15 protein-coding genes are annotated in these 24,734 nt (G+C 70.2%); 3 read left to right on the forward strand and 12 right to left on the reverse strand.

Going from position 1 to position 24,734, the window contains the following annotated elements; genetic code table 11:
• Positions 1 to 13: 13 nt before the first annotated feature.
• The 7 genes from WME97_RS46500 to WME97_RS46530 all read right to left on the reverse strand — a co-directional run bounded on the left by WME97_RS46500 (position 14) and on the right by WME97_RS46530 (position 14,018).
• Positions 14 to 2,986, reverse strand: a complete 2,973-nt coding sequence (locus tag WME97_RS46500; protein ID WP_437547522.1) for a kelch repeat-containing protein — start codon at positions 2,984 to 2,986, stop codon at positions 14 to 16.
• A gap of 209 nt (positions 2,987 to 3,195) precedes the next feature.
• Positions 3,196 to 6,267 (reverse strand): tetratricopeptide repeat protein, encoded by a 3,072-nt coding sequence (locus WME97_RS46505; RefSeq protein WP_437547523.1) that lies wholly within the window; start codon positions 6,265 to 6,267, stop codon positions 3,196 to 3,198.
• A 195-nt stretch (positions 6,268 to 6,462) separates the two neighbouring features.
• Entirely contained in the window at positions 6,463 to 6,750 is a 288-nt protein-coding gene (locus WME97_RS46510) for a hypothetical protein (protein ID WP_437547524.1), read from the reverse strand.
• Positions 6,751 to 7,160: 410 nt separating this feature from the next.
• Positions 7,161 to 8,504 (reverse strand): OmpP1/FadL family transporter, encoded by a 1,344-nt coding sequence (locus WME97_RS46515; RefSeq protein ID WP_437547525.1) that lies wholly within the window; start codon positions 8,502 to 8,504, stop codon positions 7,161 to 7,163.
• Positions 8,505 to 8,695: 191 nt separating this feature from the next.
• Positions 8,696 to 10,522: an acetyltransferase gene (locus WME97_RS46520; RefSeq protein ID WP_437547526.1), complete on the reverse strand. Its 1,827-nt coding sequence runs from the start codon at positions 10,520 to 10,522 to the stop codon at positions 8,696 to 8,698.
• Positions 10,523 to 10,524: 2 nt separating this feature from the next.
• A complete protein-coding gene (locus WME97_RS46525; RefSeq protein WP_437547527.1) occupies positions 10,525 to 12,507 on the reverse strand; it encodes a hypothetical protein in 1,983 nt (660 codons plus the stop codon).
• 215 nt (positions 12,508 to 12,722) lie between these two features.
• A complete protein-coding gene (locus WME97_RS46530) occupies positions 12,723 to 14,018 on the reverse strand; it encodes a ketopantoate reductase family protein (RefSeq protein ID WP_437547528.1) in 1,296 nt (431 codons plus the stop codon).
• Between the two features lie 211 nt (positions 14,019 to 14,229).
• On the opposite strand from WME97_RS46530, the gene WME97_RS46535 reads away from it, so the two are divergent.
• Both WME97_RS46535 and WME97_RS46540 read left to right on the forward strand, forming a co-directional pair.
• Positions 14,230 to 15,399: an AAA family ATPase gene (locus WME97_RS46535; protein WP_437547529.1), complete on the forward strand. Its 1,170-nt coding sequence runs from the start codon at positions 14,230 to 14,232 to the stop codon at positions 15,397 to 15,399.
• Positions 15,396 to 16,229: a hypothetical protein gene (locus WME97_RS46540; RefSeq protein WP_437547530.1), complete on the forward strand. Its 834-nt coding sequence runs from the start codon at positions 15,396 to 15,398 to the stop codon at positions 16,227 to 16,229. Before WME97_RS46535 ends, WME97_RS46540 begins: the two co-directional genes overlap by 4 nt.
• An 82-nt stretch (positions 16,230 to 16,311) precedes the next feature.
• On the opposite strand, the gene WME97_RS46545 is transcribed toward WME97_RS46540, so the two are convergent.
• From WME97_RS46545 to WME97_RS46565, 5 genes are all read right to left on the reverse strand, one after another.
• Positions 16,312 to 17,262 (reverse strand): diacylglycerol/lipid kinase family protein, encoded by a 951-nt coding sequence (locus WME97_RS46545; RefSeq protein WP_437547531.1) that lies wholly within the window; start codon positions 17,260 to 17,262, stop codon positions 16,312 to 16,314.
• A 93-nt stretch (positions 17,263 to 17,355) separates the two neighbouring features.
• Positions 17,356 to 17,694 (reverse strand): hypothetical protein, encoded by a 339-nt coding sequence (locus WME97_RS46550; RefSeq protein ID WP_437547532.1) that lies wholly within the window; start codon positions 17,692 to 17,694, stop codon positions 17,356 to 17,358.
• Positions 17,695 to 17,758: 64 nt separating this feature from the next.
• Entirely contained in the window at positions 17,759 to 18,772 is a 1,014-nt protein-coding gene (locus WME97_RS46555; RefSeq protein ID WP_437547533.1) for a YihY/virulence factor BrkB family protein, read from the reverse strand.
• 359 nt (positions 18,773 to 19,131) lie between these two features.
• Positions 19,132 to 19,851, reverse strand: a complete 720-nt coding sequence (locus WME97_RS46560) for a MerR family transcriptional regulator (protein ID WP_437547534.1) — start codon at positions 19,849 to 19,851, stop codon at positions 19,132 to 19,134.
• A 163-nt stretch (positions 19,852 to 20,014) separates the two neighbouring features.
• Positions 20,015 to 22,276 (reverse strand): bifunctional salicylyl-CoA 5-hydroxylase/oxidoreductase, encoded by a 2,262-nt coding sequence (locus WME97_RS46565; protein ID WP_437547535.1) that lies wholly within the window; start codon positions 22,274 to 22,276, stop codon positions 20,015 to 20,017.
• A 729-nt stretch (positions 22,277 to 23,005) separates the two neighbouring features.
• Between WME97_RS46565 and WME97_RS46570 the strand changes: the two genes are divergently transcribed.
• On the forward strand, positions 23,006 to 24,706 hold the full coding sequence (locus tag WME97_RS46570) for a DUF1592 domain-containing protein (RefSeq protein ID WP_437547536.1): 1,701 nt from the start codon (positions 23,006 to 23,008) through the stop codon (positions 24,704 to 24,706).
• Positions 24,707 to 24,734 lie beyond the last annotated feature (28 nt).

Below are 24,734 nucleotides of genomic sequence, written 5' to 3' on the forward strand. Positions count from 1 at the left end.
GCCTTCGCGCGTTTCAGGGCCTGCGGCGGCGCGTGAAGAGGGCGCCCAGGGCCACGAGGGCCGCGAAGCCGCTCCCTCTATTCTCCGCGGATCCGCGTGCGGCGCGGCAGCCGTCGCCCGGCTCTTCGCCGTCGCCGGAGCCGCCGGTGCCGCTCACGCCACCCATACCGCCCTGACCGCCGGAGCCGGCCATTCCACCGGCGCCGGCTGCGCTTCCGCCGGAGCCTGCGCTTCCGCCGGAGCCGCCAGAGCCGCCGATTCCGCCGGACCCGCCCGCGCCTGCGCTTCCGCCAGAGCCGCCGATTCCGCCGGACCCGCCCGCGCCTGCGCTTCCGCCGGAGCCGCCAGAGCCGCCGATTCCGCCGGACCCGCCCGCGCCTGCGCTTCCGCCGGAGCCGCCGATTCCGCCGGAGCCGCCCTCGCCCGCGCCTACGCTTCCGCCGGAGCCGCCGGAGCCGGCCATTCCGCCGGACCCGCCCGCGCCTGCGCTTCCGCCGCTGCCCTCCGGGGTGACGCCGCCCTCGTAAATCTCCGTGCTTGGTTGCGCCTCGGGGTCGCCGTCCCCGGACGAGCAACCTCCCAGTAACCCCCCGAAGACCAGGACGCGATTGCCATCGAGCAGCACGGACGACGGAGAGCGGCGTAGCCTGCTCAGGCTCGGCACCATCGACCAGTTATTCGTCACGGGGTCGTACACCGCGGCGCTCCGGAGGTCGCACTGGCTGCCGCCCGTCCATTCCGTGCCGCCCGCGATGAGCACCATTCCGTTTCCGAGCAGCGTGGCCGTATGACGTCGTCGCGCGACGTCCAGGGGCCCGGTCACCGTCCAGCCATTCGTCGCCGGCTCATAGACCTGCGCGTGCGGGACGTGCGGCGCGCCCATGACCAGCACCCGACCATCACCGAGCAGCGTCGCCGTGAAATCGGCGGGCGGCATGAGCAACGCCTGCGTCGGCGTCCAGGTGTTCGTGGCCGGGTCATACCGATCGGCGCCGTTGCCGCTCACCACGAGCACGCCGCCGTCGAGCAGCCTCGTCGCCTGGTGCCCGGAATGCGCGAAGGTCAGCGTCCCCGCCGGGGAGAACGTCCCCGTGGCCGGGTCGTAGAGCTCCGCCGTCGCCGGATTGCCAGCGCCGCCGCTCACCAGCACCTTCCCGTTTTGCAAGAGGACCGCCGAGTGCCCCGAGCGCGAGACGCCGAGCGAGCCCGTCGCGTCCCAGGATTTCGTCGTCGGATCGTAGAGCTCGGCGACCGCCGTCCCGCCGCCCACGACGAGGATACGATCGTCGGGGAGCCGCAAGAGAGCGACGCTCCGATCGTGGTGCGCGACCATGGCGCCGGTGAGCGTCCACGTATTGCTCGCCGGATCGTAGGCCTCGGCCGTCGACGGAGAATCACCGCCCACGACGAGGATCTCGCCGGTCGAGACCCGGATCGACGCGGGCTTGCGGCGCGCCTGCGAGAGCGACGCGACGCCGCTCCAGGCGTTCGTCGCGGGATCGTAGAGGTTTGCGGACAGGGTATCGTTCCAGTCGTTGTCGTACCCGCCGGCCACGAGCACGCGGCCATCGGCGAGCTCGGCCCACGTGCCTTCTTGCCGCGGCACGGGCATGTTCCCGGCCGGCGTCCACGCGGACTGGCAGCCGACCGGCAACGCCCCGACGCAAGCGCCCGCCTGGCAGACGCCGTTCGCCGTGCAGCCGTCGGCGCTGCCGCAAACCGCTCCGCTCAGCGGCGTGCAGGTGCCATTCGCCGACGCGCCTGCGCTCACCGCGCACGCGTCACACGAGCCCGCGTCACACGCGGCATCGCAGCAGACACCGTCGACGCAGAAGCCGCTCGCGCATTCGCCCGCGAAGAGGCAGGAATCGCCCGGGGCCGCGAGGGTGAGCCTCTCGACGGTCGCGCTCCCGCCGCCGGCCACGAGCACCCGCCCGCCTGCGAGCTCCGTGGCAGTGTGGCGGCTCCGGTCCATGTTCAGGTACTTGCCGAGCGACCACCTCCCGCTCGCCGGATCGTAGACCTCCGTGAGCGCGCCGCCGCCGGCGACCAGCACCCGGCCATCGGCGAGCGGCGTGGCCGTGTGGTTGTGGTGGGCGACGTTCATCGGCGTCGCCGTCGTCCAGGTATTGCTCGCCGGATCGTAGAGCGCCGCGCTGCGGTTCGTGGAGGAGAACCCCTCACCACCGTAATCGGTGTAGCCGCCGGCGACGAGCACCTTGCCATTCGCGAGGAGCGTCGCGGTGTGCCCTTCCCGATTCTGGATCGAGCCCGCGGCGGTCCACGTGTCCGTGACCGGATCGTAGATCTCCGCGCTGCCGATGGGGTCGCCGGATGCGTCCACCCCGGCCACCACGAGGACCTTGCCGTTCGGCAGGAGCGTGGCCGTGTGGGAGGAGCGCACCCGCGCCAACGGGCCCGCGTCGGTCCACGTATTCGTGACGGGATCGTAGATCTCGCTCGAGCCCATCACCCACTCTTCGAACTCGCCGGCGGCCACGAGGATCCGGCCATCGGGCAGGAGCGTCGCGGTGTGGCGTTCGCGCGGCGTGACGAGCGGCGCGGCGAGCGTCCATGCATCCGCGGCGGGGTCGTAGATCTCCACGACCTCGGTCACGCCGCCGGCCACGACGACCCTGCCGTCCGGAAGGAGCGTCGCGGTGTGGCCGGTGTGCCGCGTGCTCATCGGCGCGACGAGCACCCATGTATTCGTGGCGGGGTCGTACACCTCGGCCGTCTCGCTCGCTCCGCCGGCCACGAGGACCTTCCCGTCGAGCAAACGTGTCGCCGTGTGCCTGCTCCGGGCGACGTTCATCGGCGGCGCCATGTCCCAGCGTGGCGCCGTGAGCGCGGCGACAGCCGCCCCGATGCCTTGCTCCTTCACGCGGCTTCGCGGGGTGTCGGCGTCATCGCATCCGAGCGCCGCAGCGAGCGGCGCGACGAGGACGACGGGGGCGAAGCGGCGCAAGAACGAGGCTGAACGCATGCTCGACGATAGCAATCTCGATGTTCTGGCTGTCAAGAAAAAATGGGCTCCTCCGTGGAAGCGCTGAGTGCATGGTTCGAACAAGGGCATAACGACTTGCGACCACGCGATGGATACCCTGCCTCACTCTCACCTCGCCGAAGTCGATGACGATCGCGAGCTCGAGATTCGAGAGCCGCGGGTAGGTGAGGGCGTGCGCGGCCCCCCTTTCACCGAGCGCCGCCGTGCTCCGCGAGCCACCCGTTCACCGCCGTGAGCGCGCGCTTCGCGTACTCCCCCTCTTCGGCCGCATAGGCGTCGCGCGCCTGGGTCGCGAGCTCGACCGCCCGCGCCCGGTCCCGCGCCGATCCCCAGAGCGCCCGGGCCGCGTGGAAGCGCGTATCGGCGAGCTCGATCGGAGAGACGCCCTCGCGCTTCGCCGCATAGATGGCGAGCGCCCGCTCGGCGAACGGCCGCGCCTTTCCCGGCTCGCCCTTCTCGTTGTAGGCGCTGGCGATCCCGGTGAGCATCGACGCGACCGCATGCGAGCTCGGGCCCACGGCCTTCTCCTGGATCGCCGCGGCGCGCTCGAGGCGCACAAGGCCCTCGGCGTACCTCTTCCGCGCGACGAGCGCGCTCCCCAGGTTGGCGAGCGAGGCGGCCACGCTCGCGTGATCGGGGCCGAGCGCCTTCTCGCGGATCGCGAGCGACCGTTCGTAATAGGGCGTCGCCTCGGCGAACTTCTGCTGCATCTCCAGGACGGCCCCGATGTTGTTGAGCGATGACGCGACGTCGGCGTGCTCAGGGCCGAGCGCCTTCTCCCGGATGGCGAGCACCCGCTCGTGAGCACGCCTGGCCGCGTCGGTCTCGCCGAGCATGACGAGCGCAATGCCGAGGTTGTTGACGGAGGCCGCCAGGAACGGGTGATCGGGGCCGAGCGCCCTCTCCTGGATCGCGATGGCGCGCTCGATCCGGGGCAAGGCATCTCGGTACTTGCCCTGGGTGTTGAAGAGGCGACCCAGGCTGTTGAGCGTGAGCGCGACGCTCGGATGAGAGGCGCCCAGCGTCTCCTCCCGGACGGCGAGCGCTCGCGTGTAGGCGCGCTCCGCGTCGTCGAACCGCTCGAGGTGGAGGAGGACGGTGCCCAGGCGGCTCCACGTCGTCGCGACCTCGGGATGCTTCGGGCCGAGGGCCTTCTCGAGGCCGGCCAGGGCGCGCTCGACGTGCTGCGCTGCCTCGCCGTACTTCCCCTGCTCGTCGAGGACGCTGCCCAGCGTGCCGAGCAGCCGCGCGCTGGCCAGCGTGTCGCCCCCGGTCCGCTCGACCGCGCCCTCGGCGGCCAGCTGCAGCGCGAGCGCGTCGGCGTGCCGGCCTCCCAGGTAGCCGACCACGTAGATGAGCTGCGGCCACGCCTCCGCCGCGAGGGCGTCGTCCCTGGCCCGCGCCGCCGCGCGCAGCGCCTCGCGGAGCGCCGCCTCCGCGGCCGGGGCGTCGTGCGCGTCCCGCGCCGCGCGTCCGAGCATCAAGAGCGCCTCCGCCTCGATCGGGGCATAATCCGCCGCGCGGGCCTCGTCGGCGAGCGGCCGCGCGAGCGCGAGCGCCTCGCCGAACTTGCCGGCCTCATCGAGTGCCCTGACCTGGGCCAGGCGACCCCGCAGCGCCTCGATGCGCGCCCGCGCCGCGGCGTCCGCGGGCGGCGGGACCGCCGCGGTCAGCGCGCCCGCGTCCGCGCAGCGATCGAGGCTTGGGAGCGCGAGCGACGCCTCGATCGATCGATCGAGCACCCCGGCGTCCGCTCCGTGCGCGAAGAGCGCCGTGAGCGCCCCCATCTCCTGGCGGCGGCGCTCCAGGCACAGCGTCCGGAGATCGAGCAGCCCCGCCGACTGATCGCCCCTCACGTGCGTGGCCTCGCACGAGTCGGCGTACATCGCGACCCACGCGCGCGCTCGATCGCCCAGCGCCTTCTCCACGCGCCGGTACGTGTCCTCCGCGTGCGGCCGCCCGGTGCCGGCGAACGCTGCCCGCACCTTCGCCATCGTCGCCTCGTCCCAGACGCCCGCGAGCCTCGCCTCGCCGCCCTTGCAGAGCCTGTCCGCAGGCTGCCGCGCGAACGCGAACACGAGGAGGCCTGCGAGCGCGAGCCCCGACGCCGCGACGAGCCCGCGCCTCCACGCCGCCGCCGGATCCTTCGCGAGATCGGCGAGCAGCGCGTCCATGTCGGGGTATCGAGCGTCCCGATCGACGGAGAGCCCGCGCTCGAGACAGCGGCGGATCCGCGCCGGCATCTCGGCCCCTCGCGGCGGCTCTCGCACCCGCCCGAGCGCCACGTTCTCGCGCAGCTCGTCGTAGGTCTTGCCGGCGAACGGACGCTCGCCCGCGAGCGCCTCCCACAGCGACACGCAGAACGCATACTGATCGGCCCGCGCGTCCGCGGCCTCTCGCCGGTGCTGCTCTGGCGCCATGTAGACCGGCGTCCCCAGGAACGAGCCTGAACGCGTGAGCGCGGCCTCTATCCCAGCCTCCGCGGGGCCGCCGCCGGCCTCGCCCTCCGCGAGCCCCGCGAGCCCGAAATCGGTGACGCGCACGCGGCCGTCGGCGCCGACAAGGACGTTGTCGGGCTTGAAATCGCGGTGCACGAGGCCCGCGTGGTGCACCTGCGACAGCCCCTTCCCCGCCTGGAGGAAGGCCGCCACGACCTCCGAGGCGGGCCGCCGCTTCTCCGCGCAGAACGCGCGCAGCGTCCGGCCGTCGACGTGCTCCATCACCACGCGCACCTGCCCGCCCGAGGCGTCGACCTCGTGCACGGTGACGACGTTGGGGTGCTTGATCCTCGCCATGGCCTGCGCCTCGCGGACGAGCCGCGCGAGCGCCGTCGCCGCGCCCGAGCGCCCCAGCACCTCGGGCCGCAGCACCTTGATCGCCACGTCGCGGCCGAGCACGTGATCGCGCGCTCGCACCACCACGCCCATGCCGCCCTCGCCGAGGCGATCGAGCACCTCGAACCGGCCGAGCTTCGTCCCCGGGCGCAGATCGAGCGACGCCTCGGACCCGGGCGGCGCCGGAGGCTCGGACGCTCCCACGTCCGGGACGACAACCGTGCTTGCGAGCGGATCGATCGTGACGCTCGAGGAGACGTGCTCGTCGCGGGAGGTCGACTGCCTCGACGGGTGCTCCTCGGCGGTCGCGGAGTTCGACCGCGGCTCCTCCGAGAGCAGCGCCTCGCAGCGGGTGCAACGCGGGTTGAAGGGTGAGTTCTCCGCGCTGCACCCCGGGCAGATGATCACGCTCTCGCCCAGGCTCACAGGACGCTGTGTAGCATGCCGCGTCGCGGCCTGTGGTCTCCTGCGTCGCCCTCTCTTGGGTGGTGGGGTACTTTGACTGAAGGTGGGTCTTCTGAACCGCCAAGGGCGCCAAGGGCGCCAAGAAAATCCCAACAATCTTGGCGTCTTATGGCGCCTTGGCGGTTCCATCATCCCGGCAGGGCGGGGGAGAGGCGACTACCAGCAGGTCGGCTGACCCTGGCAGCACCCGGGCTCCCAGGGCTCGCAGGTCTGCTCGTCGCAGTCCGCCAGGCAGGCATCCCGCTCGGCGGTGCACAGTTCGCGGTCTTCGCCTTCGCTCGACTGGATGCAGGCCAGGAAGAACCTGACGCACCGGCCCTTGCAGTTGATCAGCTCCTGGCTCGCCTCGCCCACCTCGGCTTCGGGGGACGGCTCCTCGGCGACCTCGACCTGACAGCCGAACAGGGTGAAGCTCGCCAGCAGCGACGCGAGAAGGACAGACATGGATCGTTGGGTAACGCGAGTGAACATTCGACTCTCCTCGATGGTGACCGGACAGGTGGAACAGCGATTTCGTTGACGTCGACAGGCGCGCACGGCGAATGGCCTTCTGCGCGTCGACCCGCGCGCAACGTGCATTGCCCGTGGGTCGAAGCGGCGTTGTCGGCGAGAAACGAAGCGTCCGGCGAAAGGTTTTGCAGATGCCATGCCACGGCGAGCGGGCCGGGCGTCCGCCGGCGAGCTCCCGCGTTTGCGCCGAAATCGAGGCGTATCGTTCGCCTGATCTCCGGGCCCGAGCACGCGGCTGCCGACCCGTGTCTCTCTGGAGGAGACACCTGTTCCTCGCGGAGAACAGCGCGCCGGCTCGCGGCGAACAGCCACGACGTGGGCCGCCGGCGGCCGGCAAACCGCGGTCAGAACACGAACTTGAGGTGTCCGCCGACCGTCGCGAGCACCAGCGAGTACTTTCCGTTGCCGAGGTCGTAATCCGAGCCGGTCACCGTGCGCGGCAGGATGCCCTGCACGCGGACGTCGCCCGAGAGCGACACGCGATCGCTGAGCTTCAAGACACCCCCGACGTCCCCGATCAACCGGTGGTTGTCGGGCGAGGCCACGTCGATCGTGCTGTCCGGCGAGGCCGCCGACTGATACCCGACCGACGCCGTCGCCAGAAACGCCTCGCTGAGCTTGTACTTGGCGCCGATCTCCGCCCACACCGTGTCGTTCCACCTGCGCGGCAGCGTCACGGTGACGCGATCGGTGATCCCGAGCTTCGGCTGGGCGAGGTCCGGAGACGAGGCCTCGACGGCGAACGCCTCGATGTCCGAATAGAGCACGTACGAGAGGAGCCCATCGAGGCTGAGCTTGTCGTTCACCCGGTAGCCGACGCCGGCGGTGAGCCGCTTGGGGAGCGTGAACGAGAGCTCCACGTCGCCCTCGACCAGCGGCTTGTACTGCAGGCCCTGCTCGGCGAGGTCCTGCGTGAAGAACGGGTGGTCCATGTCGATGGCGAACTTGCCCTTGTACCGCATCGCCGCGCTGTGCTGGTACGTGAGGCCGAAGCGAAGGTCCTTGTTGGGATTGAAGGCCAGCCCGATGTGGAAGGAGGCGCCGTGCGACAGGGCCTCCTTGATCGAGATGGAGCGCGCGAGGACGTCGAGCTCGCGCAGCTCGGACGGCGTGTTCGGGCCGAAGTCGTTGTCCTGCTTGAGGTAGTCGAGGCCGTCGTGGAACTCCTTGAGGCTGCCGAAGTCCTGCACCTTCGAGAGCTCCGCGAGGCCGCTGACGTAGGACAGGCCGGCGCCGAGCGAGACCTGGTCGGTCAGCTTGAGCCCGGCGGCCGCCGTGAGCGACGTCGAGACGATGAACGCCTGCCGGAGCTGCCAGCGCTGTGCGCCGTCCTGGAAGCTGAGCGCCGCCGCATAAGGGACATACAGGCCGACGCCCACGGTCAGGCGGTTCGGCAGGACCGGGATCGCCAGGAAGGCGTTGCCCGTCGGCGCGATCGGCGTCGTCGACACCTCCTCGGCGCGGCCGCGCTTGCTGGCGTCGACGTTCGCCGGATCGAGCGGGAGCTTGAACTGGAGCGTATCCGGCGTCTGGTACGTGCCGAGCCGCTCGCGCTGGTAGGTCGCGTGGCCGACGATGAGGCCCGCGCCCAGGACGAGCTCCGGCCGCTGGACCCCGGCGAGCTCGGCCGGGTTCCAGTAGACAGCCGCGGCGTCAGCCGTCGTGGGGCCCGAGAGCCCGCTCGTCACCCAGGGCGCGTCGATGCCCGAGGCGTGCGCGTCCCGCGCCGTCAGGCAGGCGAGGCCTGTCGCGAGCGAGAGCGCGGCGAGTTCACGTCCTGTTCGTTGACGCGCACGGGCGCGGGCACCGGCACGGGCGCGGGGCCGCGGGGGCGGCGGAGCTCCTTGCATGAGACGGGTCCTCACGGTGGGGGGGCCGATCACTGGATCCGGGTGAGGGTGAGCGAGAGGCGATGGGGGCTCGGCTTGTCGCCGATCCTGATCTCGTAGCGGCGCGCCTCGTCGTCCGCGAAGTACAGCGTATCTCCCGCCTTGACCTCCACCTTCTCGTGGAGCGCGTCGCCGTCGATCTCCTCGGTCGTCGACACCTTCTTCTCGAGCGCGGGGTCGGAGAAGAAGCCAGGGCTCTCGTAGGCATAGTCGCGCACGCGCGCGCCGTCCGCGTCCTTGCGGATGTCGTCGGGCGCGACGAAGTAGAGGTAATCCCGCTGGCCGGCGACGCCGCTCTCGGTGCTCGGCTGGTAGAGGTAGAAGTCCGCGTCACCGGCGGCGTTGTTGTTGAGCTCGAGTGCCATGTCCTTGAGGACCGCTGGATCACTCGCGAGGTTCTCCTTGATGCTCGCGACGAGATCCTCGGTCTTCACGCCGACCGGCACGTCGCGCAGGGTCACCTCGAGGTTGGCCTCCCCCTCGGCGAGGCCGCCGTCGTGCAGCCGCGCCTGGGCCACGTCGAGGAGGATATCCCAGAAGTAGGACGGCGCCGGCGGCGGGTCTTCCAGGATGACGCTCTCGTCGACGCTGATCTCGGTCCACCCGCTCTCGTCGATACAGACCTTCACGGCCTCGAAGTCGCTCGTCGAGGTGCCCGCGGGCGCGTAGGTCGAGCAGTGATCCTCGATCTGGGCTGCCCTGAGCTTACCCGCGCGGGCGAGGATGTGCTCGAACTCCCAGAGCGGCTGCTCCCACACGGGCGAGTTGCCGCGCGGCGCGGGCTCCCGGCTGGTGCCGCCCGGCAGGAGCATCGCGTTCTCGGGGATGGCCAGCGTCAGCTCGCCGATGCTCAGGTTCCTGGCGAGGTTGTCCAGAACGAGCCAGTCTTCCTGGCTGAAATCGAACAGGGTGTCTATCTGGCCGGGCGTGCTGTTGACGCTCGCGACATCGGCCATCGTGGCGTCGACCCCCTTGTACGGCAGGGCGTTGACGTCGACGCGGACCGTCATCGTGAAGTCGTCGAGGGCCGCCTTCACCCCCGACGCGGCCTTGATGAAGCCGGGGTGCTCCGCGCCGTCCGGGTCGTCCGGATCGAGCGGCGTCGGGCCGAACTGCGCGGCGAGGCCGGCGAAATCGGTGACGACGTCGTACAGCGTGACGGGGATGGAGTGCGGCGCGACGGGGTAGACGCCGTCTGGGTGCTCGTCGTTCGGCGGCCCTCTCCGATGCTGGGTGTTCGGGTGGGTGCTGACCAGGTTCTCCAGGACGGCCTGCGAGGTGATCTGGACGGGGATGAGCCGCTCGTTGCCGGCCGCGCCCGTGAGGTCCGAGAGGATCTTCGACGTCGGGAGCCCGACGGCGTTACCGACCCCGAGCAGGCCCTCGAGGCTCGTGCCGCGGAGGTCGGCGTTCTCCGGCGTCATGTTCAGGAGCCCGACGAGGTTCCGCGACGCCGGCGGGAGCGCCGCGATCTCCGCTGGGGGCAGGTACATGACCTTGAGCAGCGCGTTCTCGATGAGCGTCGAGATGTCGAGATCGAGCAGCCATATCCCCTCGAGGGTGGGCCGCGGGATGGCCTTGAGCTCGTCGAGCGTGAGCGTCTTGGCGAAGCCCCTCGCGTCGAACCGCAGGAACTCGAGCGTGAGCGTGCGGCTCTCGTTCATGCCGAGCGCCGACGGGGGCGGCGCCTGCTCCACCGTGACGGCCTCGACGCAGCTGGGCAGCGCAGAGGAGAGCGCAGCGGCGACCAGAGGGCCGAGCCGGGAGAGCCGGCGGGCGGCGGGCGGGGCGGGGCGGGTGCGGTCTCGCGCTTCCATGATCAGAGCCTCTCCACGTCGGCGGTGATCTCCACCGGATCGTCGCTCTCAGGCACGTAGAAGCGGACCTCGTAGACGGCGCCCTCGTCGTCTTGCATGTACAGCGTGGTCTCGCCCGGCGGCAGCCGATATTTCTCGTGCGTCGTGTCGTCGAGGCCGTCGAGCTCCTTGCTGGATACCTTGCTCGCCTCGCTGAGATCCGGGCTCGTGAAGAAGCCGGGACTTTCGTAGGTGTAGGCGCGAGGGGTCTCCGAGCTTTGATCCGAAGGCCGGAGGTCGTCCTCGGCGACGAAGAACAAGGTGGGCACGCCGTCCGGTTCGCCGCGACCGTAGAAGAAGTCGAGCCCGTCGTTGTTGACCCAGTACCTGCCCAGGATGATCTCGGCGATCTCGTTGGCCTGGCTCTGCAGGGTCGGGCGGAGGTCGGCCACGATCTCGTCGGCGGTAAGGCCGATGCCGACGTTGTGGAGCGCGAAGATCGGCTGGGCGGCGCCTTCCGGGATCTCGGGGCTGCCGTCGCCGGTGGGATCGTGGATGGCGGTCTGCGCCACATCGGCGAGCAGCTCCCAGAAGAATTGCGGACCTGGTACGTCGGGCGGAGGATCGGGCGGAAGTGAGTAGTTGCCGAGGAAGACAGACCAGCCGGGGGGATTGCCTTCCTGGCCGATGTTCACGCCGACCCGGCACGTCCCGCCAGATTGGATGTAACACGCCGAGTAAGGCACCCGGTCGCGGTACGTGAGGTAACCCGCCATGCCGACGATGGACTCGAGCAGGTAGGGCGGGACGGACCAGATATGATCGGTGCCGACGGGGGTATCCGGGGAGTTGGTCTTGCAGTCTGCGTTGTCGTCGCCGATGCAAGGCGATACCGCGGTAGGGAGCTCGTGCAAAGCGATCCGCACGTCCACGATCGGCTCTGGTGCGATGCCGCTGATCTGGAGCTTGTCGGGATCGTTGAAGTCGAACTGCAACGGCGCGTCACCGTCGCGCAGGAACATGTCGCCGCCCCCCTTCGAGAGGTCGACGCCGGCGACCCTGCGCAGGCCCGACTCGGCGACGACGCGCATCTGGAAATCGGGCAGCAGGACGTCACTCCTGGTGGTGAATGCCTCGTCATCGGGGACGAGCACGCCGGGGTGGGTTTCGGACGGGCTGAGCTTCTGCGGGCCGAGCTTCTGTGAGAGCGGCTGGAGATCGAGCAGGGCTTCGTAGAGCGTGACAGGCATCCTCACGCCGTCCGGATCCACGTTGTCCCGATCGTGGATGGCCGGGTGCGTGCCGAGTAGCTGCTGCTGGAGAGCGCTGATGAGCTTGTCCATTGGCACGAGCGGCGCCGTCCGGTTGCTGCGCACGGCCGTCAGAGGCAGCTCAGCCGCCAGATCGAGGGTGATGATGTCGGCGAGAATGTTGGCGAAGTTGAACCGCTCGGGATTGTCATCGCAGAGTTTCTTCAGATCCTCGAGCGCCGTCCCCGTCACATTGGCGTTGGCAGGCGTCATGCTGAGCAGCCGCACCAGCGCGAACTCCGGTGACGTCCGCCACTCCGCCCCGAAGCTCCGGCCGAGCTCGGTGAGCGAGCAGTCGTGGCCGGGATCCGCGCTGTCGTTCTGCCACGAGGTCCCACACGCGTTCTGGATCTGCTCCAGCGCGTTCCGGAGCAGCCCGGTCGTGTCCACGTCGAGGATCGTGATCTGCTTGGCGCCGTCCTCGCCGAAGACCTGGAGCGCCTTCTGCTTGTCGAGCTCCAGCACGACCGATGGGACCTCGGCGTCGTCGATGCGCAGGCGGAACCGGTTCGGCTCCTCGATGACCACGCCGCCGCCTCCGCCGCCCTCGCCGCCGCTCCCCCCGCCGCCCGCGGCCCCGCTGCCGCCGCCGCCTCCGTCGTCGCCGCACGCGGCGAGCGCGGCCAGCAGCACGAGGGAGACGCCGCGAAGCGCGGCGCCGCGCCGGGAGGAGAGGGCGAGCGAGAAGTGCGTCATGCGAGGGTTCCTCGTCGAGGGATCTTCCAGAGATCCGCAGGAAGAGACGCCCGATGCTACCGAACTTCGAAGCGGCGGCGCGACAAAGAGTTCGTGCCGCGACGGCGCGGTGAGCTCGATCCGCGACGACGCCAGGCGCGCCAGGACACGTGTCGGTGTCCTTCGGCTGCTCGTCCGCTTGTCGGTCTTCTGTCGCCGAGCTGCTCGGCGCCAGTCTACGCGTCCCTGAGATCGCTCTGGACGTTCGTTGCTGGCATGGACGGCTCACCCGGCGCGTCCGCCTGTGCGTTCGTCGCGGTCGCGGGCGGCTCGTACGGCGGAGCCGCGGGCGGCTCGTACGGCGGAGCCGCGGGCGGCTCGGCCGGCGTCGCCGGCGGCGGGGGCCGCATGGACGACGGCGCGCCCACGAGCTCGCGCGTCCGGTCGAAGAACGCGCGCAGCAGCGCGAGGCTCGGCTTGCGCTTGCCCGCCGCGATCGCGAGCACCTCCTCGCGGATCGCGGCGTTGATCGGCGTCGCGATGCCGAGCGCCGCGCCGCGCTCGACGACCTCGCCGTTCAGGAAGTCGACGGCCGGCGGGCGGCCTCGCTCGATGGCGGCGAGCATTGAGGAGCGCATGCGGCGGAAGCGAGCGCCCACCGCGAGGAGCAGCGCGTGCTTCGCGAAGAGCCCCGGCGAGCCCACGGCGGTGCGCTCGGCGTCCGTGAGCGCGATCCAGTCGAGGTCGAGCGTCCCTGCGACCTTCTCGAGGCGCACGCCGAGCGCGCGCGAGACCTGCACGGTCTCGGTCATGATCTCCAGCGCGAGGCGGCGGACGAAGCGGTGCCTGAGCAGCACGCCGAGGCGATCGCCGCCGACGGTGCCGAGCGACGAGATGGCGCAGTTGATGGCGAGCTTCGACCAGCGCGCGCCGGCGAGGTTGTCCGTCACGGTCGTCGGTCCGATCGCCTCGAGGATGCGCGCGAGCTCGTCGAGGCGCGGGTCGCTCGCCCCGTCGAGCCGGCCGAGGACGAAGCCGCCGCTCGAGGTGCGGTCGTACACGCCGGGCTCCACCATCGAGGCGCCCCACGCGACGATCCCCCCGAAGGTGCGCTCCGGGCCGGCGATGCGCGCGATGCGCTCCTCGCAGAGGCCGTTCTGGAGGCAGATCATGGCGCCCGTCGGGGCGAGGTGCGCGACCGCGTTCCGCGCGGCCTCCTCGACCTGCGGCGGCTGCGTCGCCAGGAGGATGTAGTCGAAGGGTCGGGTGTCCGGGCCGAGCTCCCGCACCGCGCGGCCCCCGACCGTGCCGGGGCTCGCATCGCCGCGCACCCGGAAACCGACGGCGTTGATGGCGTCCGCGATGAGCGGGTTCGTCGTGAAGGCGGTGACGTCGTGGCCCTGCTCGAACAGGTACGCGGCGACGATGCCGCCGATCCCGCCGCAGCCGACGACGAGCAGCCGGGGGGCGGAGGACGCGGGGGCCACGGAGGCACCCGGGGCAAGCTCGGCAGGTGAATCGATGAAGCTCATGAAAGATCCATTACCACCGCTGCGGCGCCGGCTCGACGGGCTCGAGGGGTAGCCGCAGAGGGAGAGGCTGGTCGGAAGCGCTGCCGCGGAAGCGGCGGGAGCGACCGTCGGGGGGGCTCCAGAGGAGCGCGATGACGGGACGCGTCGAATTGTGCCGCCTCTGCCGGCGCTCGCGCTGGTGATGTCCCGCCGAGCGGCGTACAAACACGCCATGTCGACCGAGCGATCAGCGCCCGGCTTGCGGCTCACGAGGCTGGACGTCCGCAACTTCCGCGGCATCGACGAGATCAGCCTGGATCTGCGCGATGCACAGGGGGCGGCGATCGATCTCGTCGTGCTCGCGGGAGCCAACGGCTCTGGCAAGACGGCGCTGCTGGAGGCGATCCTCCTGCTGCTGCACAGGCCGGACAAGCTGCCGGGCGATGCGGCGCCCCTCCGGGAGCAGATCCGCTTCGGAGCCGAGGCCCTGGAGCTCCGGGGGGAGTTTCGTTTCCAGGAGCGCGACGAGCTCGTGGACTTCCACACCGAGCTGCGCGTCGCGCACGATACACCTGCCCGATCTGGAAGATTCCTTGGAACTCGCAGCCTTGAGCGTCTGGAGGCCATCCCGGGTTACGACTGGAGCAACGATGCTGGGTTCGACGCGAATGTGGAGTACTTCTCCGCCCGGCGTGAGCCCGAGGCGCTCGGCGAGGTGGTCAATCCGGGCGGCGCGCGCTCCGACGTCGAGGCGCACCGGCTGCGCGAGCTGAAGAGGCGCCTGATCAGCGCCTACTATCGCGATCTTCGCGCCCAGGCCCGGCGCGGGAAGCCTGTCACGGAGGCGCCCGTCAACGGGGGAGCGCGAGCTGCCCAGGACGACGGCCCCTTCGCCCGCCTGCAGCGCCTGTGGGAGCGCTTCAACGGCGCCGGGCAGACGCTCGACGTGATCCCGGTGAGCAATGATCCCGGCTCCGGTGACGAGGTGGTTCTCCGGGACGACCGCCCCGTTCCCGAGGACGTGACCAGTCTCGAGATGGCGCGCCGGCTCGCCCCCGCCCGCCCCGATATCCCGCGCATGGTGCCGCTGGATCGTCTGAGCTCCGGCCAGGTATCCTTGCTCGCGTTCGCTGGTCCGCTTGTCTTCCGGGACGTGCCGACCGACGTTCTGCTGATCGACGAGCCCGAGCAGCACCTGCATGTCCAGTGGCAGCGCTTGCTCATCCCCGCCTTGCGGGAGCTCTCCCCGACGACGCAGATCCTTGTCGCGACGCACTCGGAGTCCATTCTGGACTCGGCCTTGAGCTACGAGCGCTTCATCCTCGTCGAGGACGAGGATCCGCGGGCCCATCTGGACGATGGCGGGGAAGGAGAGCTGCTCGCGGCGACCCCGGCCTCATGAAGACCACGCTGCGCGAACTGTACCGGGGTCCGCTCACGGTCTGGGTCGAGGACCGCGTCACCCACGCGGTGCTCACCGATGTGTGGGGCGATCCGCAGATCAACGTGCTCGTTGGCGATGGCAAGGCGGGCGTGACGCACATGGTTAACGCGAGCCCGCCCGGGCTGCACGTCTATGGCGTGGTGGATCGCGACTTCGACGACGACAACGCGGCCAGGTGGACATCGCCGGGCTGCCGTGTGCTCCGTCTGCCAGCTCACGAGATCGAGAATCTGCTGCTCGACTTCGATGTCCTAGCATCGCTGTCCGGCAGCGAGCCGGCGGCCCGCATCCGGAAGCTCGCACACGACCACGCGCAGAAGATGCGGTTCTGGATGATCTGCTGTCGCGTGCTCTGGGACATGCAACGAGATCTGGGCAAGGGCTTCCCCGAGCGTCCGCCGAATCCCACGGGGCTGCAGAGCCTCGATGAGGTGAAGCGATACATCGACAAGAGCGCCTACTGGTCCGAGCACGGCGTTGCCTGGCAGAACTGGCGCCAGGGCAGCGTGCGCTCTCCGTGGATTGATGCCGCTTGCGACGAGCTCCAGAAGCACCTCGATGGTGACGAGTGGATCCGTTCGTTCTCGGGCAAGGAGCTCTTCCGCTTCCTCCGGTCGAATGTCTCCGCGCTCGATCGCACGCCGGCGCGACCCCCGCAGCCGAACTCATCCGAGCGAGACCTGAACCTGGCCAAGGCGATCGCCCGCAAGATGCGGGAGGCTGGCAGTAGTCAGTCTGTGTTCGTCGAGCTCCGGCAGGTGCTGCGGAAAAAGGCGGGCCTTTCCTGAGGACATAGCGGGCTCCATGCCCCCTCGACCGCCGCTGGCGCAGCCTACGGCCCCGCCCGATCCGCGTAACTTGCGGTCCCCCTCAATCGACCGGCGCCAGCACCTCGATCGCCTTCGGCTCCAGCGTGACCGTGATCGGCAGCTTCCCGAGCGGCTCGCCGTCCACGTCGAGGAAGAACGACTGCTCGACGTCGCGGTTCAGGAGCGTGAGCTCGATGCTATCGCACTGGAAGTGGCGCACGTCCGGGTGGCGGATGTGCGAGCCCGTGTACATGCCGGTCGACACGGCCGCGAAGCGGAGGTGGGGCGCGGCGCCCAGGTCGATGACGTCGAACACGCCGTCGTCGAGCTTCGCCATCGGCGCGAGCTGCATGCCCGCGCCGAAGAAGCGGCCGTTGCAGATGCCCACCATGCGCGTCGAGATCTCCTCTTCGCGGCGCTCCCCGCGCAGCGTCGTCACGCAGCGCACCCGGCCGACGCGGCTGCGGACGAGGCCCCGGAGCGAGGCGAGCGAGTAGGCGAGCGTGTTGCCGAGCGCCCGCGACGACTCGTTGACCAGCGAGACCACGATGCCGCTCATCCCCGTGGAGAGGATGTTGACGAAGAACGCGTCGGCCCGCTGGCCGTCGCGCGTCTCGTACGAGAGGCGGCCCACGTCGATCTGGCGCGTGTGGCCGCTCGCGATCGCGGTGCAAAAGCTGTCGAGCCGGCGGGTGAGCTTCAGCGTCTTGCAGAGATCGCTGCCGGTGCCCGCGCCGATGATCCCGAGCCGCGTGCCGGTGGCGCCCCGGTCCCTCGCCTGCATAAGGCCGTTCACCACCTCGCTGATGCTGCCGTCCCCGCCGACCGCCACGACGGTCTCGCGCCCGCCGAGCGCGGCTTCGCGCGCGAGATCGACGGCGTGGCGCGGGCGATCCGTGCGCACGATGTCGACGTCGCCGAGGATGCGGCGGATGGGCGTCAGCATCTCGTCGAAGAGCCTGCCCGTCTTTCCGCCGCTGGACCGGGGGTTCACGATGAGGAGGGGGCGCATGCGGGCACCGATGCTAGATGCCGCAGGCCGCCCAGGGCGAGGTGTTTTTGTCGAGAGCCCTGCGGGCCGACGCCCCGGCGCGCTCGGCGGCGGTCACTGCTTCGTGCAGCCGCAGCCGCAGTCGTCGCTGAAGTAGCTCCAGCCGGGCTCGCACACGAAGCGGATCCGGGCGCACTCGTCGTGGCTCTGCCCGACGTACTTGAGCATCGGGCTGTCTGTCCCGCAGCCTGGCGGGCTGCTCGCGCCCGGCGCGCCGCCGGCGCCGGTCGGCTCGCCCTCCGGGCCCCGCACGCTCCCCGTCTCCGCGCCCTTCGCGCTGTCGGCCGGCGGAGCTGCCACGGGCGCGCCGCTCGGGGCGCCGCGGCAACCCATGGCGAGCGAGCCGAGCAGCACGAGCAGCGATGGCGAGGAGAGGAGGTGTCGAGTTGGCATGAAGGGTGGCTCCGTTGGCAGAGACAGCCCCGCTCCGCGGGGCTCGGCGGTGAAGGCGCGTCGCTTACGCCCTCCCTCGATGGAGCTCCGACCGGCGCGAGCCGACGGGGTGGGGGAGCGCGGCGTCATTCCCCGAGCTCTCGTCGCGCGGAGCGCGCGCGGCGCCCGCCGGGAGCGCGGCGCCCTGGGCCTCCTCCTTTGCAGTCTTGGGCAGATCGGCCCCCGTATCGCTGGCGTCCTTGGCGCCCGCGCGCTTCCCCTCGGGCGAGCGGTGCTCGATGATGGCGTTGATTTCGGCCCCGAGGAGCACCGCCAGCGAGGAGATCCACATCCAGAGGAGGAGGATGATGACGCCGCCCAGCGCGCCGTAGCTCACCTCGTAGCTGCCGAAGCGGCTGACGTAAAAGGAGAAGCCGAGCGACGCGATGACCCAGATCACGACCGCCACGACCGACCCCGGGGTGATGAACTTGAACTTCTGCTCTACGTCGGGGAGCAAGTAATAGAGGGTTGCCAGGACCGCCATCACGATGAGCGCCGACACCGGCATGCGCAGCCAGAGGACAAGCGTCGCGAAGGGGCCGAGGTGCGCGGCGAGCGCCGGCGTGGCGACCGCGATCGCCGAGGCGATCGTCAGCAGGACGGCGCCGCCGAGCGTGACCAGGAGGGCGATCCCGCGGCGCTTGAGGTAGGACCGCCTGTCCTCGACGCCGTAGGCAGAGTTGAGCGAGTCCATCAGCGCGGTGACGCCGCCCGAGGCGGCCCAGACCGCGCCGAGGGCGCCGACCGTCAGGAGCGCCGGGCTCTGCCCCCCGGTGAGCGCCTGAAGGCGCTCGCCCAGGATGTTGGCCACGGCCGGCGGGACCACCTGGTACAATTCGCTCATCAGCCGCGCGGACTCGGCAGGATCGATGACCAGGCCGGCGAGGGCGACCGCGAAGAGCAGGAACGGGAAGATCGCCAGGACACCGAAGAACGCGAGCGAAGCAGCGACGGTGTCGATCTTGTCCTTGATACATTCCTGCTTGATGTCGTTCAGGAAATCCTTCCAGGGGATCTCTCTTCCGGGCAGGTGCATGATGGACCTTCCGTGGGGCGCATGGAGCGCTGCTGGGTTCTTCCTGGGGCGGCTCGCGCCGGAGGCGCTGTACGCTGTCATGAAAAGCAACGCCGGTGCCAGGCCCGCGGCTGCAGCTCCCCGGACAGGTCGGCGATTTTCGCGCGCTGGGCCCCGGCCGAGCGCAGAGGCGGCTCGATCCTCGCGCGTGGCGCGAATTGCCCCACACGGCAGAACGGCCACGGCGCGAGCGCCCGAGGCCACCTGGCCGGGCGCTCGCGCCGTGGCCTCCGGCCGCCAGCGCGGGCGCCCCGCCGCCAGCGCGGGCGCTCCGCCCCGCGCGGCCGGGCGCTCCGCCGGCGGCCTGCCTGCGCCGCGAGCTAGCTCATCGCCTTGCCGATGAACTCGTGCAGCTCCGGATCATTCCCGTGTTGCGTTCTCACCGAGGGCTCCTCCCGGTACATCGTGTTGAGCGCCCTCTCGATGCCGGGGTTCTTCCCCGTGAACGCGTCGATGAGCTCCCGCATGCGCTTCACGATCTGCTGCACCGGCTCGCTCTTCGGGTCGGAGCCCTTCTGCATCTCCGCCCGCATGTCGTCGTAGATCTGCTTCCACGCCGACTCGGCCTCACGCATCTTCTCGGGGCCCATCGCCTCTGCGCGCTGCTTGAGCTCCTCGAGCTGCTCTGGGGTGTAATATTTCTCGCTCATGGTCATCACCTCGATGGTTTGAAGGAGCTGCTCCACAGAGACGTCCTCTCCCGACCGCAGGACGTGGGCCAGGCCCTCGAGCCGCGCGCAGAGCCGCTGCTCCAGCGCGATCTGCTCGCGCAGCCGCGACAGGTGGAGCTCGATGGTCTGGAGCGGAGAGAACCCCGGCTGGTCCAGGCACGCGGCGATCTGCTCCAGGCTGAAGCCGAGCTCGCGCAACGACTTGATCTGCTGGAGCCGGGCGACGTCGCCCGCCGAGTACATCCGGTGCCCCGACGCGGTGCGATGCGACGGGACGAGCAGGCCGATCTCCTCGTAATAGTGGAGCGTGCGGACGGAGAGGCCGGTCTGCCGGGCGAGATCGCCGACTTTCAACGGTGCTGAACGCATGGCGTTACCCCTGTTTCCAGGGCGGGTGAGCACGTCCATGCCCCGGAGGCTAGGTCCTCACGTAGCGTGAGGATCAAGGGCCCGCCTTCACTTTTTTCGCTCGACCGGGGCGCTGCGCGGAGCGGCTCGGGCGGGACAGGCCTCTCCCTCGCCCCGCGCAGGGTCACCGCATGCGGAGCGTGTATCTCTCGACCGACCTGTACTGAGGTGGCCAGTCGATGTCGAAGCCCTGCTCCGCGGCGGCGTGCCGGGTCCAGTACGGGTCGTAGAGGTGCGCCCGCGCGAGCGCGCACAGGTCGGCTCTCCCGGCCGCGACGATGCTGTTCACGTCCGCGTAGCTCTGGATGTTGCCCACCGTGATCGTCGGCACGCTGGCTTCCAGCCGCACGAGCTCCGAGAGCGGCGTCTGGAACAGCCTGCCGTGCTCCGGTTTGCTGGACGGGTCCGTCTGTCCTGCCGAGACGTGGATGATGTCGGCGCCGTGCTCTCGCAGCATCGTCGAGAGCGCGATCAGATCGTCCGTCGTGAGCCCGCCAGGCGCCCAGTCGGTGGCGGAGATGCGCACGCTCATGGGCTTCTCCGCCGGCCACGCGGCCCGCACCGCGTCGAACACCTCCAGCGGGTAGCGCATCCGGTTCTCGATAGGACCGCCGTACGCGTCGTCGCGCCTGTTCGTGAGCGGCGAGATGAAGCTCGCGAGCAGGTAGCCGTGCGCGCAGTGCAGCTCGATCAGGTCGAACCCGGCCTCGTCCGCCCGCCTCGCAGCCTGCACGAAGTCCGAGGTCACCTGGTCCATGTCCCCGCGATCCATCGCCTTCGGGACCTGGCTCTCCGCCAGGTACGGGATGGCGGAGGCGCTGAGCAGCGGCCAGGCGCCGCGCTCGAGCGGCACATCCATGCCCTCCCAGAGCAGCTTCGTCGCGCCCTTGCGCCCGGCGTGGGCCAGCTGGACGCCGATCTTGGCCCGGGAGCGCGCGTGGACGAAATCGACGACGCGCCGCCACCCCTCGACGTGGTCGATGCGATAGAGCCCCGCGCAGCCCGGCGTGATGCGCGCTTCCGCGCTGACGTCGGTCATCTCCGTGATGACGAGCCCTGCGCCTCCGAGCGCCCGGCTGCCGAGGTGGACGAGGTGCCAGTCGTCGATCTGCCCGTCCTCGGCCGAGTACTGGCACATGGGCGACACAACGACCCGGTTCTCCAGCACGAGCGATCGCAGCCGGAACGGCGTGAACATCGGCGGCGGCGGCGTCGCATCCCCGGCGAGGAGGCGCGCCCCCGCCTGCGCTTCCGCCTTGCGCGCCACGTGCGCGTCGATCTCGCGCACGAACGCCGGGTCGCGCGCCTTCAGGCCCTCGTGCGTCACCCGCAGGCTCCGCGTCAGCAGGCTGAACATGAACTCCACCGGGTCGAGCGCCATGTAGCGCTCGGTGTTCTCGAACCACAGCAGGCTCACCTGCGCGGCCCGCTGGAGCGCGAGCACCTTGGGCTTGCGCTCCGCCTCGTAGGCGGCGAGCGCCTCGGGCACGCCCCGGTGCCGCTGGAGGCTGTCGACGAGCGCGATGGCGTCCTCGAGCGCGAGCTTCGTCCCCGAGCCGATCGAGAAGTGCGCCGTGTGCGCGGCGTCCCCGAGCAGCACGACGTTGCCCGCGCTCCAGCGCTCGTTGTGCACCGTGGGGAAGCTCCGCCAGACGCTCCGGTTCTTCAGCAGCCGGTGTCCCTGGAGCTTTTCGGCGAAGAGCTCCTCGAAGTACGCGATCGTCTCGTCCTCGCCGGCGCGATCGAGGCCCGCGCGCCGGAAGGTCTCTTCCCGGCACTCCACGATGAAGGTCGAGCGCTCCGGCTCGTAGCGGTACGCGTGGACCCGGAAGAGGCCGTGGCGGTTCTCCTCGAAGTAGAAGGTGAAGGCGTCGAACGGGAACGTCGTGCCGAGCCACACGAACCGGTTCGGGCGGACGTCGATGCGCGGCCCGAACCGGTCGGCGAACCGCTCGCGGATCTGGCTGTTCACCCCGTCGGCCGCGACGACCAGATCGCTCTCGGCGACGGCCTCTGCCGGGTCCGTCACCTCCTCCTCGAAGCGCAGGACGACGCCGAGCTCCCGCGCCCGGTCCCCCAGGATCGCGAGCAGCTTCCGGCGCGAGAGGCCGCTGAAGCCGTGCCCCCTCGAGACGAGGACGCGCCCGCCGAAGTGCGCGTGGAGCTCGTCCCAGTGGGCGAGGCTGCTCCGGATCGCGTCGTAGCTGGGGCGATCCGCGTCGGCGAGGCCGTCGAGCGTCGCGTCCGAGAACACGACCCCGAAGCCGAAGGTGTCATCGGGCCGATTCCGCTCCACCACGACGACCTCGCGCCGGGGGTCTGCCTGCTTCGCCAGGAGGGCGAAATAGAGGCCCGCCGGCCCGCCGCCCACGCATGTGATCCTCAACGCCCTGCTCCTCTGCTCCCGCGTCTGCGCCCGCGCCGGAGCCTACACGAGAACGCCGAGGTACAGCGCCGCTCCGGTGGAAATCAAGGGTGGACAGGATCGAAGAACGGGATTTCCAGGACTCGCAAGAGCTGGTTCGCATCATCGCGCGATCGAGCGCGGCAGTCCGCGCCGTCACCCGGCTCGCGCAGGCGGCCGGCGGCGCAGTTGTCAGAGATGACCACCCCACCCGATCTCATGGAGACTCCGAGAGCGCTGCGAGCATCGGTGTCGGGCCTAACGGCCAGAGAGCGAATTTGGGCGCGCTGGAGCAGATCGGTCCTCTTCATCTGACAATTCCCCTCATGCCTCATGGATTGGCATTTGGGGGCGGAAAATTGAACAGGGAGACGAGGAGACGGGGAGGGAGATCGGTGGGATTTTTTTTCTCCCCGCCTCCCCGTCTCCCTGTTCAATTTCTCCGGAAAATTCGAGGGAATGCATCTTCCGCCCTGCATGCCTCTGCAGGAGCGCCTCCAGGCGACCGACGAAGGGGTTGGTCGGCCGGCGGAAGTAGGGTAAGCCTGGATCAGAAGAGCGATCGTCGGGAATGTAGAACGAGCCCCGAGGTGACGCCGGGGCGCACGTACCGCTCTGCTTCAAATATTCTCCTTAGCCATGTCGCGGCTCATCGCCGGGACACGCCTCGGCATGGGCCAGGTGAATTCCACCCGAACGGTTGGTCACTCCATGATCAAGACAGCGCCGCCCGACACCGATCGATCGGTACCGTTCCTCCGCCGTTCCATCGCGGCGGGCATGTTCGCGATGGGGCTCGCCGGCCTGACGGCGGCTGCCTGCACCGGGCAGCTCGGCGATGGGAGCCCGGGCAGCTCGGGCAGCTCCAACGACGACAGGCCCATCGATCCGACCACCGGGAAGCCGGCCGCGTACGACTGCAGAGAGGCCCGAACGAGCCCCGGCGTGCTGCGCCGTCTGTCCAGGGTCGAGGTCCAGCTGACCCTTCAGGACCTGTTCCAGCTCGACGAGCCGCCCGCCGTGGACAGCATCCCGGAGGACACCGGCCAGGGCGGCTTCCGGACGATCGCCGCCCTCCAGAACGTGTCGGATCAGCACCTTCGCGCCTACCTGGCGATCGCGGAGACGCTCGGGCAGGAGCTCATGGCGGACGAGGCGCGCCGGACAGCGGTGCTCGGCTGCGAGCCGGATGCCGACGATTGCCTCGATCGCTTCGTGCAGCGCTTCGGCAAGCTGGCGTATCGAAGGCCGCTCTCGGCCGAGGAGGTGAGCGATCTGGTCGCGCGGGCGAGCGAGGTCGCGCGGGACAGGGAGGACGCGTTCCGCTTCGTCATCGAGGCGCTGCTGACCTCGCCCAGCTTCCTGTTCAGGATCGAGGTCGGCTCGGCCGGCTCGGAGACGTCGACCTTGACGCCGCTGGAGCTCGCGTCGCGTCTGTCGTTCACGCTGTGGGGCCGGTCCCCGAGCGCAGCGCTGCTCGAGCGGGCGGAGTCCGGCGAGCTCGACAGCGACGAGGGCCTCCGTGCGGTCGCGGAGGAGATGGTCGAAGACGAGCGGACACAGGTCTTCTTCAACGCCTTCTTCAAGCAGTGGCTGACCTTCGAGCAGCTCCGCGCGCCGGTCAACCCGGACGCCTCGTTCACGCCTGCGCTGCTCGAGGACATGATCGCCGAGAGCGAGCTCGTCCTCGGCGAGCACGCGTTCACCCCAGACATCGACTTCCTCGACGCGCTCACGGCGAACCACACGTATGTCACCCCGGCGCTCGGCAAGTTCTACGGCCTCGAGGTGCCGGGGGACGGCGTGAGCCGCGTGGAGTTCCCGGCCGGCCACCACCGGGCGAACACGGGGCTGCTCACGCACGCGAGCCTCATCAGCGCCAAGAACGACGGCGATCTCATCGCCGTGCGCGGCCAGTGGCTCCGGGCGGCCTTCCTCTGCGAGAAGATCTCGATCCCCGCGGGGCTCCTCGAGCAGCTGGAGAGCGAGCTCTCGGGCCTGACCTATCTCGAGGTCCTCGAGAAGCGCAACACCCAGGAAGGGTGCGCCGGCTGCCATGCGCTCATCGATCCCATCGGCGTCGGCTTCGCCCAGTACGACAAGCTGGGGAAGTACGATGGGAGCATCGGTATCGACGAGTTCGGGCTCGAGCCGCGCCTGGAAGGCGCGGCCAACGAGTCGTTCGACTCGCTCGCTGCCCTGGCGGCGGAGCTGCGGCGGAGCCCCGATCTGGCCGCCTGCGTCGCGGAGAAGCTGTTCATCTACACCCAGGGGCGCGAGCCGGCGGCTGAGGACCGCTGCGCGATCGACGCCTCCGCCGGGAGCTTCACGCAGGACGGCAACCGGTTCCGCTCCTTCCTGACCGCCATCGTGCGCTCGCCGGAGTTCCGGCTGAGGAGGGCGCCAGAGTGACGTGCTCGCAGACGGTTCGACCGACGGA

Origin of the sequence: Sorangium sp. So ce367 (assembly GCF_051520455.1) — a bacterium.
GTDB lineage: Bacteria > Myxococcota_A > Polyangia > Polyangiales > Polyangiaceae > Sorangium > Sorangium cellulosum_B.